The sequence below is a fragment of the Rhizobium sp. SL42 genome (assembly GCF_021729845.1).
Taxonomy (GTDB): Bacteria; Pseudomonadota; Alphaproteobacteria; order Rhizobiales; family Rhizobiaceae; genus Allorhizobium.
Genome location: NZ_CP063397.1, coordinates 1,643,953 through 1,656,437, shown reverse-complemented (window position 1 = coordinate 1,656,437; position 12,485 = coordinate 1,643,953). Strand labels below are relative to the sequence as shown.

The window sequence follows — 12,485 nt, the reverse complement described above, 5'->3', positions numbered from 1 at the left end:
GAGGATATCGGTACATGTATAGGCTAAGACAGCCCCAAATCCGCAGAGAAGATCTTTCGCCGAATTGGTGAAGCGACGAGTTTCCTTGCCTATCACCCCAATGTGGGGCGGTCAGGGCGCGTCGAAGGTACCCGCGAGTTGATCGTATCCGGAACGCCATACATCGTCATCTACAGTGTCGCGAACTCGCGGGTGGAGATCATCACCATCCTGCACGCCGCACAAAGATGGCCCAATACTTCCGACTAACCCTCACCCGCGGGCGGGCATCAACACACAGTCGTAGCGGTTCTGCACCAGCATGTCGCAGGCCGCGCGGGCTTCGTCCTTGGTGACAAAGCCGGTGAAGCGGGCGCGGTAGAATGTCGTGCCATTGCGCGTGACCATTTCGGTATAGGTATCGAGGCCCTGAAGCGGCTGGCCGATCTTGCTGCGGGCATCCGACAGCATATCCATGGCGGCCTGGGCGCTGGTCGCGGCGGCAATCTGGATCTGCCATTTGCGATCCTTCGCGCTCGTCGACGGGCTCGATGCCTGGGAACCGCCCTGCGTTGCCACGCGAGCCGACGCAATGTTTGCGCGCGGTACGGGCGCGGCAAACGGCTGGTCTACGGAGGCGATACTGCCGCCGGCATAGGCCGTCGCGGTCGAGGCCGGCGCCGCGGAGGCACCCGCCATGCTTTCGACGGCAGCAACTGCCGACGCGCGCGGGGCCGGAACAGGCACGGCGCCATCCAGGCGGGCGATATCCATCTGCACGCCGGTCGAGCGGCTGACCAGCAGCTTGCTGCCGGTGGAAGCCTTGCGGATATTGGCCGTGATCAGCTTTTCCATGACTTTGTCGCGGCTTGCGGCCGTGCGGCCACCCATAACGACGCCGATGACCCGGCGGCCATCGTCCTCGACGGCGCTCACCAGATTGTAGCCGGAGGCATTGGTATAGCCGGTCTTGATGCCGTCCATGCCCTTGTAACGATACATCAGATTGTTGTGGCCATTGATCGTGCGCCCCCGGAAGGTGAAGCTCTTGGTGGCAAACAGCTTGTAGTCTTCAGGAAAGTCACGCATCAGCGCGATGCCGAGCGTCGACATGTCGCGCGCCGTGGTGAACTGCTGGTCGTGCGGCAGGCCGGATGCATTGAAGAACGTGGTGTTCATCATGCCGAGCGCACGGGCCTTGCGGGTCATCATCCCGGCGAAAGCTTCCTCGGAACCGCCCAGCTTTTCGCCAAGTGCTGCCGCGGAATCATTGGCCGACACGATGATCAGCGACAGAACCGCTTCCTTGACGGTGATCTTGTCACCGGCCTTGACGCGCAGCTTGGTCGGCGGGCGGGCGGCTGCGTATTTCGAGAAGGGAACCGGGCTGTCCCAGCTGAGTTTGCCGGCGCGGATCGCATCAAGCGCCATGTAGATGGTCATCATCTTGGTCAAGGATGCGGGGTGATTGAGGGTATCGGGGTTTTCTGAGGCAAGAACTTCGCCAGTACGGGCATCAAGCAAGAATTGGGCACTGCCTGCATGAGCCGTCGTCGAAAGTGAAAAGACCGCCACGCAAAACGACAGTACGATCATTAACTTGCTCATGAAAACTCCAATAGCCGCCTGGATCTGGATGACTGTTCCGGCAAAACTGATTCCCGCAACGCACCGGACGCGGGAGTGCGCTTAGGGCAAGAATGGGGCGACAATCAGCCAAGCGGGATCATGTGAAACCAATCGTCCCCAAGAGTTGCAACTTTTATGGTTACCGTCATGTTAATGTCACAGGGCAAGATGACGCCCTGCCGCAAGATCAGCCGTGTCTTCTCAATTGCTACATGTTTCATTGCATCATTGAGCGAAGCTTAACCTGTGTCCGCATAGTCTGCCGCTTTGAGGAGAGCGGGGCGGCGAAATCCCGCGCGGTGTCATGACGAAGGCGGATTTCAAACGGCTGCTGCGACGGCTGGCAATCACTGGCGGGCTGGAGGTTGCTCACGGTCTGGCGAAGCTTGGCGTTCTTGCGTCGGCACGCGGCCGCGGGATGATCCTGACATTGCACCATGTCCAGCCATTCAGGCCGGCTGCGTTTGCACCCAATCGTCACCTGGAAATCACGCCCGAATTCCTGGAAAGGACAATTCTGCAGCTGAAAGCCGCCGGATTTCGCTTTGCTCGACTGGCTGATGTGCCCATGCTGATGGCAGAGGGCGACAAGTCGGCGCCCTTCGTGGTCTTTACCCTGGATGACGGTTTCCGCAACAATGCCGAACATGCCGTGCCGATTTTCGAGCGGCATGGCGTGCCCTGCACGATCTTCGTCTGCAAGGGCCTTTCCGAGCGCAGCCATACGATGTGGTGGGAGACTGCCGCCGCGCTGATCGGCGCGCAGGACCAAGTTACCCTCGATTTCGGCGGCGGCGCGATCGCTTTCGACACGCGCACGCTTTCGGGAAAGCTTGGTGCTTTCGACCATGTGTGCAAACAGATCTTCGTCGGCGATGAGACAAGCGCTATCGAAAGACTGAACGCCACGGCGCAGAGTGCCGGAATAGACCCGCATGCGATCGTCGCGGATACGGTGATGAATGCGGACGAACTGCGTGCCCTGGCGACAGGACATCCACTGGTCTCTCTTGGCGCGCATACGGTCAGCCATCGCGGCCTTGGCTTCCTGGCGGACGACGTGGTGCTCGACGAACTCAACCAGAGCGCCGACTATGTGGCAACGCTTTCCGGCTCCCGGCCGACGACATTCGCCTATCCCTATGGCGACACACGTAGCGCCACGCCGAAAACCGCAGCGCTTGCCGACTGGGCCGGCTTCAAATTGTCGGTGACGACACGACCGGCAACGCTTTGCTGCAATGCCATGTCAGCGCCGCAGAGCCTGCCGCGCCTGTCGCTCAACGGCTTTTATCAGAAGCCCCGCTATGTCACCGCACTGACGTCCGGCATTCCAACCAAACTCGCCTATGGCGGCTGCTGACGTCCGCGACCGTACCTTATACAAACAGGTCACGGATACATGCGGACCTTTGACCAGGCACTTGCGGGTGTCTCGCGACGGAACTCGATGCGATCATGCAGGCGGAACTTGCGGTCGTGCCAGAATTCGATCGATTGCGGCACGATGCGGAAACCCGACCAATGGGGCGGGCGCGGCACGTTGCCGAGCGCGTAGCGGGCAGTGTATTCGGCGACCGATTTCTCCAGTGCAAAGCGGCCTTCCAACGGGCGCGACTGCTTCGAGGCCCAGGCACCGATACGGCTGCCGAGAGGCCGGGAGGCGTAATATTCATCCGCCTCGGCATCTGAGACGATCTCAACGGCTCCACGCAGACGCACCTGCCGGCGCAGGGATTTCCAATGAAAACACATTGCCGCCTTTTTCTGGCCGAGAATTTCCTGTCCTTTCTGGCTCTCAAAATTGGTATAGAATACGAATCCGCGGCTATCAAAACCCTTGAGAAGAACCATCCTGACATTCGGAAGACCATCCGCATCCACGGTCGCGAGCGCTACCGCATTGGGATCGTTGAGTTCTGACGCCGTGGCATCCTGCAACCAGGCGCCAAACAGGGCGAAGGGTTCACTCTCTTCAGTAAAGTCACCACTTGTTAACCCGATATCCGACATATTGCCTCAAATGCTCCTGACCTTCATGATAGGTGTCCAGAACACGATATTGGACGGGACCCCATTTGGAAGTAGACATAGCAAAGTCGGTCGAGCGTACAAAGGGTAGGTGCATGAGCAAACGCAAGATCCTTCTCGCTCTTGCTGCGACACTTCCGCTCAGCGGATGCTTCGGCGGCAGCATGGACCTCTTCGGTTCCGACACAGTCGATAGCTCGATCTCGACCAATACCATCTCCAAGGGCCGCGCATCCGGAAACGGGTCCGACGAACTGACCGTGCAGAGCGCCGTGTCGTCGGCAGACCTGTCGAAGACCGAAGGCAAACCCTTGCCCTGGGCCAATGCTACGACCGGCAGCGCCGGCGTCGTCACCGCGATCCAGGAAGAAAAAGGCCAAGGCGTCATCTGCCGCAACTTTTCGACGACGCGCCACTCCTATGAAGGCATCGCCTATTTCTCCGGCAAGACCTGCACATCCGGCTCCGGCAACTGGCAGCTGCTGAGTTTCGACCGTCAATCCTGATTTCGTTCGGATTTGAAACGTTTGCTTAAGCAAACAAGAAGAAACACCCCGCCGCAGCTTCTGACCCGTAAGATTCAATTAGCTCCTTGCGTGCGAACCTCTCCAGACATTGTAACGCCGAGACCGCATGACAATTTCGCGGGACGGCTTTGAGTATTCGCCAGTGACCGCTCCATGATCCGGATGCGCATCTGGTCGATTGATGTTGGTGGCGTTGATGCGAGATTTTTATTCAGTCCTCGGCGTTAAGCGCGATGCGGGCGCAGACGAGATCAAGGCGGCTTGGCGCTCCAAGGCGAAAAGCGTGCATCCCGATCAGAACCGCGACGATCCGCACGCCAATAACCGTTTTGCCGAAATCGGCCGTGCCTACGAAGTCCTGAAAGATCCCGCAAAACGCAACCGATATGACCAGCAACGCGTGAAGGTCGAGGCGATGGAACGCGAGCAGACGATCATGCAGCAGCGCCAGTCGGCGCGCGAAGCTGCCGAAAAAGCAAAGCAGGCCAAGGCCAATGCCGAGCGCATCCTGGCCGAACTTGCCCAGGCCGAGGCCGCAAAGGCAAAGGCCGACACGGCTGCGGCGCAGGCGGCCCAAGCGGCCAAGGCTGCTCAGGCACACGCCCAGAAAACCCAGGCGCAGGCCCAGACGGCGCAAGCGCAGTCGGCTCAGGCTCAGGCTCAGGCTCAGGCAAATACGAAGGCTGAACAGACAGACGCTAGCCAAGGCCAAAGCGCCCATACGTCCCAGCAAACACAGTCAACGGCCGGTGCCGGCCAACAGGACAAGAAGGCCGGCAGCGCCAGCGCGCAATCCGGCAAGCCCGAGGGCCCGGAGGATCTGGTCAGTCGAATTTTCGGCGAGAGCCCCGAAGCCGCGGCTGCGGCTGAAAACCTGAAACGAGACGCGGAAGCGGCCGAGCTGAACGAAGGTGCGCCGCTTCGTGCGCCCAGCTCACCGCTGCTGGCGCCTATCGAACTGATCAGCTCGCTGGTGCGTCGCATCCGCGGCGTTCCGCCGCCACCGCCGGAAAAAGCACCGGATGTCTTTTCCGAAGCTGTTGTCGCGATCAGCGACCTGCTCGAACAGAAATCCGTACCGATCACGCTCAATGATGGCCGTGAAGTGCGTGTACCCCTCGACGGTGTGACCGATGGTCATGTCGTTCGCCTGAAGGCGCAGGGTTTGAAATTCCAGGGCATGCAGCGCGGCGATGTCGCCGTCACCATCAAGGTGGTGCGCACCGAGAAATTCCTCGTCGATGCCTATGACATTCGTACCGTCCTGCCGATCACGCTCGAAAATGCCGTGCTCGGCTGCGATGTCGAAGTCGAAGGCCCAGAGGGCATGGTGAAAGTCACCGTTCCTGCCTGGTCGAACTCGGATCAGGTGATCCGCATCGATGGGCTTGGTTTGCCGGACGGCGCCGGCGAACGCGGCGCGCTGCTGGTCGAGCTGCGTGTCATGCTGTGGGAAAAGCCGGACGAAAAGGTGACGGACCTGATGCGGCTGATGCGCGAAGGGCTCTATCTCTGAAGCACCCGACCGCGCGTCGCCTGCGGGCGGTTATTGTCCGCGATCATCTTCCGGCCAGCCGGCGCGACTGATGGCTGGCGATCGCCGGTCCCGACGCATCCTGTGAAATTCCATGGCCGGATCTCTGCCAACCATGCGCGCGAACCCCAACAGAATAACGGTCCCAATTGGCCATAAACGCAGCTTTCACGCTGTGTTATGGTCGTTTTTTCATGAACACACCCTTTGTTACGCTACCTAACAGTTGATGATCCGGTTCAATCTTGTACGCCGGAACGGCCTATGCCATAGGCAGTCCATCGAAAGTATCAGGGGATCACAACATGGCTCAAGGTTCCGGCCTTATGGCAGGCAAGCGCGGCGTCATCATGGGCGTTGCAAACAATCGCTCCATCGCATGGGGCATTGCCAAAGCCTGTCACGACCAGGGCGCTGAGATCGCATTTACATGGCAGGGCGATGCACTGAAGAAGCGTGTCGAACCTCTGGCGCAAGAGCTCGACGCCTTTCTGGCCGGCGATTGCGACGTCACCAATCTCGACAGCATCGATGCCGTCTTCAACAATCTCGAAGCCAAGTGGGGCAAGATCGACTTCGTCGTGCACGCGATCGCGTTTTCCGACAAGGACGAGTTGACCGGCCGCTACATCGAGACGACCCGCGACAACTTCACCAAGACGATGGACATTTCCGTCTATTCGTTCACGGCAGTCGCCGCCCGCGCCGAAAAGATCATGAACGACGGCGGCTCGCTGCTGACACTGACCTACTATGGCGCCGAGAAGGTCATGCCGCATTACAATGTCATGGGTGTTGCCAAGGCCGCGCTCGAGGCCTCGGTGCGCTACCTCGCCGTCGACATGGGCGGCCGCGGCATTCGCGTCAACGCCATCTCGGCCGGTCCGATCAAGACGCTGGCCGCTTCGGGCATCGGCGATTTCCGCTATATCCTCAAGTGGAACGAGTATAACTCGCCGCTGAAGCGCAATGTCACAACCGATGAAGTCGGCACCTCCGGCATGTATCTGCTGTCGGATCTGTCGACCGGCGTTTCCGGAGAAGTCCATCACGTCGACTGTGGTTACCACACGGTCGGCATGAAGGCCGTCGACGCGCCGGATATCTCGGTCGCCAAGGACTAAGTTCAGGGGTCTGACGCCGTGCTCATCTACATGATCCGACACGGCCAGACCGACTGGAACGCCGAAGGCCGGATGCAGGGTCAAAAGGACATTGACCTCAATGCGACCGGCCGCGGCCAGGCCATGCGCAACGGCGAAATGCTGGCGCATGTACTGGGCGATACCGTCGGCCGGTTCGATTTTGTCGCCTCGCCGCTCAGGCGCACGCGCGAAACTATGGAACGCATGCGCAGCGAGATGGGACTGGACCCCCTCGCCTATCGGCTCGACGAGCGCCTGAAGGAACTGTCCTTCGGCGACTGGGAGGGCTTCACGCTGGCCGAGCTGGCAAAAGCCGCGCCGGAACGGGTCAAGGAACGCGCCCGGCGCAAATGGGGATTCATTCCGCCCGGACAGGATGCCGAAAGCTACGAGATCCTGTCCTGGCGCATCGGCGCCTGGCTGAACTCGGTGGAGCAGCCGACGGTCTGCGTCAGCCATGGCGGCGTCATTCGCAGCTGCTTCCGCCTGATTGGCGGCATGGACGAGGACGAGGCCTGCGAGATCAATATTCCGCAGGATCGGATCCTGAAGATCGACCGCGATGCCGGCGTCATAGGCTGGATGTAAAACAACAGGAATGTACAAATAGAAAACGGCGGAAACCGGTCCGGGGTCTCCGCCGTCGCACCATATTCAGCCGGTTTACTGGATGACTTCGAGATCGTCCACGACACGCTTGCCGTCGACTTCCGTGTAGAACACGATGACCTTCTGTCCGCTTTCCAGACCGTCGAAATTGAACTCCGCCGGCACGGTATAGGTCTTGCCGTCGTCGAGCACGAGACTCATGCTGTCGACGTTGACCGCCTCGATGGTTGCCTCGACGTCATCACTGCCGGCAAAGGCAGAGAGAGGAGACAAAAAGCTTGCCGTAGCAAGCAAGACAGAAATGACGATGCGCATGCGGACCACCCTCGACCAAACGACTAAAAATATATGCTTCAAAATAGCCTCCCGAATGTGGCAAAATTCGCCCGTAGATGTGACCTTTTCGCAAAGATTGTGGACCGTAACGAGGGCGGGGATCAACCCTCCCCACTTTGATATTCGCGGCTGGTCGGCAATCTCGCACAAGATTTCCCGCCGAACGCTGAGAAAGTCAAAAATGGTCAAACGGAACCATGGGTTAGATGCGCTGCTGTTTTGTTCGGGCAAGGCTAAATTAACCCGCCGCCTATAGACTTCCCGTAACTTGGGGTGACGGGAATTTTACAGTTGCGTATCTTCGATGCAGGACAGCGCCAAGACGGCGAAGGGTGGAGCAAAGGCGTTCTATGGCTCGTCTTGGGTGGCGTGATCAGCACGGTGATCATCGGCGCCGGCGTGATGATCGACCGCAGTTCTGCACAATACGAACAGCAACGCGTCGAGCATGAAGTCGCTGATGCCCTTCGGCATGCACAGGTATCGATTCGCAACCGGCTCAATCTCGATGTCGCCAATGCTCTGGCGATCGCGGACGATATAGCCGACGATCCCATGCTGTCACCGACAGAGCTGAACCGCACGATCAACAAGATCGTCTCGCGCGACCCGCATATCACTACCGTTGCCTTCGTTCCGTTGAATGATATCCACAGGATGGCGTTCCAGCCGAAGCTGTCGCTTGCGCACAATACCGTTGAACTGAGCATTCCGGTGCCGCCGCCGAGCTGGGAGACGACCAAGGCGTGGAAACTGATGACCGTCTCATTGGACATCAACAGGATCTTCGACGCCGCGGGGCTTTCGGATCTCTCGGCTGCCGATGGCTCCGCCTCTCCTGCAGATCCCGATCACGGCCTTGACCGGCTGCATCTGGCGATCGCGACCGCCGGACCCGACGGAAGAATGCTGTTCGGCACGGCCAACATCCACGACGAGCTGCCGATCGCCCAGGAATTCAGCCATCACGATCTCTCCTTCGTGCTTTATGGCGCGCCGGCCGAGGGCTGGGATGCGGCCATGAGCCGTCTGATGCCCACCAGAATGATCGTGCTTTCGACCGTTGCCGCGATGATGGTGCCGGTGCTGCTCGCGCTTTTCCTGCTGCGCGAGCGCAATCGCAATATCAGCCAGCTGCAAGGTCGGGAGGAAAGACTGATCGACCTGTCGCACCGCTTCCAGCTGGCGATGGAAACGTCGAATATCGGCATCTGGGATATCGATGAAGAAACCCATGGACTACATTGGGACGAACGTTCCGCCGGTCTGCATGGCCTTCCCGTCAGCCAGACGGACAACGAGGATCGCCTGGCCGACTGGTACGCCACCATCCATCCCGACGATGTGCAGAAGGCCGAGCAACAGTTCTTCGACTGCGTGATCGCCTGCACGGAAACGGTCTGGGATGTCACCTACCGTATCGAGCTGTCCGACGGGACCTGCCGCTACCTGCGCTCGGCCGGAGCCAGCTCCATCAATGAACGCGGCAAACGGCGCCTGACGGGCATCGTCTGCGACGTGACAACCGATACCCTGGTGACCCAGTCTCTGAGCCAGGCCAAGGAAACCAGCGACATCAAGAATGCCGAGCTTGAACTGGCGCTCGATGAGTTGTCCAGCCGCGAGCATCAGCTGGCGGAACTGTCGCACAGGCTCGACCTGGCGCTGGCATCCTACAACTGTGGGATCTGGGAAGGTGATCCGGTCAGCCGCACCGCCGTCTGGGACGAGCGCATGCACCAGCTTTACGGCCTGCCCTACAGCGAACAGCCGGTGACGGAACATCAATGGATGGCCTGCCTGCATCCTGACGAGCGTGGCGACATCCTGATCACCACCAAGCGGGCAACGACCAACGAACAGACACTCAACACCATTCAGCGGGTCATCCTGCCGAACAACGAAGTCCGCTACATTCGCTCGGTCGGACAGGCGCATTTCGGCCGGGACGGGAAGAAAAAGCTGATCGGCATCGCTTTCGACGTGACAGCGGATTCGCTGCTGGCCGAGCAGTTGCGCTCGGCGAAGGCAGAAGCGGACATGCGCAATATCGAATTGGAGCTGGCCAAGAACCGCATCGAGTTCAATGCATTGCATGACCCGCTGACGTCGCTTGCCAACCGGCGCAAGCTCGATCTGGAACTGGACACGCTGACACGCAAGGGCGAGAGCCAGCGGCACAAGTTTGCCATCCTGCATCTCGATCTCGATCGCTTCAAGGAAATCAACGACACGCTTGGTCATGCGGCGGGCGACGCCATGCTCGTGCATGCATCGCGCGTACTGATGCGGCATGTGCCACGCGGCGATCTGGTCGCGCGTATCGGCGGCGACGAATTCGTCATCCTGGCGCGGCGGGCGACGACGATGGACGAGCTGACCGACCTGGCGAACCGGATCATCACGGAGATGCGCCAGCCGATCGACTTCGAAGGCTTCGACTGCCGTTGCGGCGTTTCGATCGGCATTGCCCAGTCCGTCGGCATGGCCCCCGATGCGCGCAAGGTCCTGATCAACGCGGATATCGCGCTCTACCAGGCCAAGGAAAAGGGTCGCAACTGCTACGAATTCTTCACGCCGGACCTGCAGGCGAACATCATCGCCAAGAAGCGCATGGCCGACGACATGCTGACCGGGCTTGAACGCGACGAATTCATCGTCTGGTACCAGCCACAGTTCGAAACCAACAGCATGCAGCTTTGCGGCGCCGAGGCTCTGGTACGCTGGCGCCATCCCGATCGTGGCGTACTGGCGTCCGGTGCCTTCCTCAAGGTTGCCGAAGACCTGAACGTCATGGCCCGCATCGACCAGCTGGTGCTGCAGACGGCGCTGAAGGACCAGATGCGCTGGACGGCGCTTGGTGTGCAGGTACCACGCATATCGGTGAACGTCTCGTCCAAGCGCCTGCATGACGAAAACCTGATCGAACAGCTGGAAGGCCTGAATGTGCCGCAGGGGTCGATCTGTTTCGAACTGGTCGAATCCATCTTCCTCGACGAAAGCGACACCATCGCCACAAGCAATATCGACCGGATCAAGGCGCTCGGCATCGATATCGAAATCGATGATTTCGGTACCGGCCACACCTCGATCGTCAGCTTGCTCAAGCTGAAGCCGAAGCGGTTGAAGATCGATCGCCAGCTGGTCATGCCGATCACCACACAGCCGCAGGAACGCAGCCTGGTGCGCTCGATCGTCGAGATCGCCGGTTCCCTCGGTATCGAGACGGTGGCGGAAGGGGTGGAAACCCACGAACATGCGGCATTGCTGCGCCAGCTCGGCTGCGACTACCTGCAGGGCTACGCATTTGCCAAACCGCTGTCTTTCGAGGATTTCAGCCGCTTCGTCACCCGCCTGCCGCAGCGACAGGCTTCCTAGCAACGGGAGAGGCGACGCCCACCCGTCCCGGATGCCACTGCTAACGGCATTCGCACGGATGCAGCGGGCAAAGAAAACGTTTCGTCCGCTTTTTGGGCGATCCGGAGAGGAAAAGCGCTTCACAGCTTTCCCGAAATTGCTCTATGAGTGACGCCATGCAAGGCCCGCGCCGGCGCGACTTCCTCGCCGATCAGAATGTAATGGTTCGTCTCCCATGTCGCATAATACCTTTGGTCATCTCTTCCGCGTCACCACCTGGGGCGAAAGCCACGGGCCGGCGCTCGGCGCGGTCGTCGACGGCTGCCCTCCGGGCGTGCGCTTCCGCCAGGAAGATCTTCAGGTCTTCATGGACAAGCGCAAGCCCGGCCAGTCGCGCTTCGTCACCCAGCGGCGCGAGGACGATATCGTCAAGGTTCTCTCCGGCGTAATGCCGCAGGAAGACGGCTCGATGATCACCACCGGCACGCCGGTGTCGCTGTTCATCGAAAACACCGACCAGCGCTCGAAGGACTATGGCGATATCGCCAAGCGCTATCGTCCGGGCCATGCCGATTTCACCTATGACCTGAAATACGGTATCCGCGACTATCGCGGCGGTGGACGCTCGTCGGCCCGCGAGACGGCGGCACGCGTGGCGGCCGGCGCGCTGGCACGGCTTGCCATGCCCGGCGTCACGATCCGTGGCGCGCTGACCCAGATCGGCACCCATAAAATCAATCGCGACAACTGGGATTGGGCGCAAGTCGATCAGAACCCGTTCTTCTGCCCGGATGCCACGATGGTTCCGGTCTTCGAAGACTATCTCGACGGCATCCGCAAGGCTGGCTCTTCCGTCGGCGCGGTCATCGAAGTGGTCGCAGAGGGCGTTCCGGCCGGGATCGGCGCGCCGATCTATGGCAAGATCGACCAGGATATCGCTGCCAACCTGATGTCGATCAACGCCGTCAAGGGCGTGGAGATCGGCAACGGCTTCGGGGCGGCCGAGATCACCGGCGAGGAAAATGCCGACGAGATGCGCATGGGGGCTGACGGCAAGCCGGTATTCCTGTCCAACCATGCCGGTGGCGTCCTGGGCGGGATTGCGACCGGCGAGCCGATCGTTGCGCGCTTTGCCATCAAGCCGACCTCCTCCATTCTCACCGAACGCCGCTCGATCGATGCCGATGGCAATGAGGTGGATGTGCGCACCAAGGGCCGGCACGACCCCTGCGTCGGCATTCGCGCCGTGCCTGTCGGCGAAGCGATGCTCGCCTGCACCATTCTCGATCATATTCTGAGGGACCGCGGCCAGACCGGCCGCCTCAAGTGAGGCCAGAC

At 60.2% G+C, this 12,485-nt stretch carries 10 protein-coding genes and 1 pseudogene; 8 read left to right on the top strand and 3 right to left on the bottom strand.

Features of this window, described 5'->3' with window-relative positions; translation table 11 throughout:
- Positions 1 to 42: 42 nt before the first annotated feature.
- Positions 43 to 249: pseudogene (locus IM739_RS24125) on the top strand (type II toxin-antitoxin system RelE/ParE family toxin); the annotation flags it as partial.
- Positions 250 to 252: 3 nt separating this feature from the next.
- On the opposite strand, the gene IM739_RS07675 reads toward IM739_RS24125, so the two are convergent.
- Positions 253 to 1,587, bottom strand: coding sequence for a D-alanyl-D-alanine carboxypeptidase (locus IM739_RS07675; RefSeq protein ID WP_237370591.1), 1,335 nt, complete (start codon positions 1,585 to 1,587; stop codon positions 253 to 255).
- Between the two features lie 325 nt (positions 1,588 to 1,912).
- Here IM739_RS07675 and IM739_RS07670 point away from each other — a divergent pair, with 325 nt between their 5' ends.
- Entirely contained in the window at positions 1,913 to 2,971 is a 1,059-nt protein-coding gene (locus IM739_RS07670; RefSeq protein WP_237370590.1) for a polysaccharide deacetylase family protein, read from the top strand.
- 29 nt (positions 2,972 to 3,000) lie between these two features.
- Here IM739_RS07670 and pdxH read toward each other — a convergent pair whose 3' ends face one another.
- Positions 3,001 to 3,621: a pyridoxamine 5'-phosphate oxidase gene (gene pdxH, locus IM739_RS07665; RefSeq protein WP_237370589.1), complete on the bottom strand. Its 621-nt coding sequence runs from the start codon at positions 3,619 to 3,621 to the stop codon at positions 3,001 to 3,003.
- Between the two features lie 65 nt (positions 3,622 to 3,686).
- Here pdxH and IM739_RS07660 point away from each other — a divergent pair, with 65 nt between their 5' ends.
- The 4 genes from IM739_RS07660 to IM739_RS07645 all read left to right on the top strand — a co-directional run bounded on the left by IM739_RS07660 (position 3,687) and on the right by IM739_RS07645 (position 7,433).
- Positions 3,687 to 4,145, top strand: a complete 459-nt coding sequence (locus tag IM739_RS07660) for an RT0821/Lpp0805 family surface protein (protein ID WP_037074599.1) — start codon at positions 3,687 to 3,689, stop codon at positions 4,143 to 4,145.
- Positions 4,146 to 4,362: 217 nt separating this feature from the next.
- Positions 4,363 to 5,682 carry a DnaJ domain-containing protein gene (locus IM739_RS07655; RefSeq protein ID WP_237370588.1) on the top strand — a complete coding sequence of 440 codons (1,320 nt, stop codon included), beginning with the start codon at positions 4,363 to 4,365 and terminating at the stop codon, positions 5,680 to 5,682.
- Between the two features lie 323 nt (positions 5,683 to 6,005).
- Positions 6,006 to 6,824 (top strand): enoyl-ACP reductase FabI, encoded by an 819-nt coding sequence (gene fabI, locus IM739_RS07650; protein WP_237370587.1) that lies wholly within the window; start codon positions 6,006 to 6,008, stop codon positions 6,822 to 6,824.
- A gap of 18 nt (positions 6,825 to 6,842) precedes the next feature.
- Positions 6,843 to 7,433 carry a histidine phosphatase family protein gene (locus IM739_RS07645; protein ID WP_237370586.1) on the top strand — a complete coding sequence of 197 codons (591 nt, stop codon included), beginning with the start codon at positions 6,843 to 6,845 and terminating at the stop codon, positions 7,431 to 7,433.
- A 75-nt stretch (positions 7,434 to 7,508) separates the two neighbouring features.
- On the opposite strand, the gene IM739_RS07640 is transcribed toward IM739_RS07645, so the two are convergent.
- Complete coding sequence (locus tag IM739_RS07640) at positions 7,509 to 7,769, bottom strand: DUF1344 domain-containing protein (RefSeq protein ID WP_007605441.1); 261 nt, start codon at positions 7,767 to 7,769, stop codon at positions 7,509 to 7,511.
- 312 nt (positions 7,770 to 8,081) lie between these two features.
- Between IM739_RS07640 and IM739_RS07635 the strand changes: the two genes are divergently transcribed.
- Positions 8,082 to 11,168, top strand: a complete 3,087-nt coding sequence (locus IM739_RS07635) for a bifunctional diguanylate cyclase/phosphodiesterase (protein WP_237370585.1) — start codon at positions 8,082 to 8,084, stop codon at positions 11,166 to 11,168.
- 214 nt (positions 11,169 to 11,382) lie between these two features.
- Entirely contained in the window at positions 11,383 to 12,477 is a 1,095-nt protein-coding gene (gene aroC, locus IM739_RS07630; RefSeq protein ID WP_237370584.1) for a chorismate synthase, read from the top strand.
- Positions 12,478 to 12,485 lie beyond the last annotated feature (8 nt).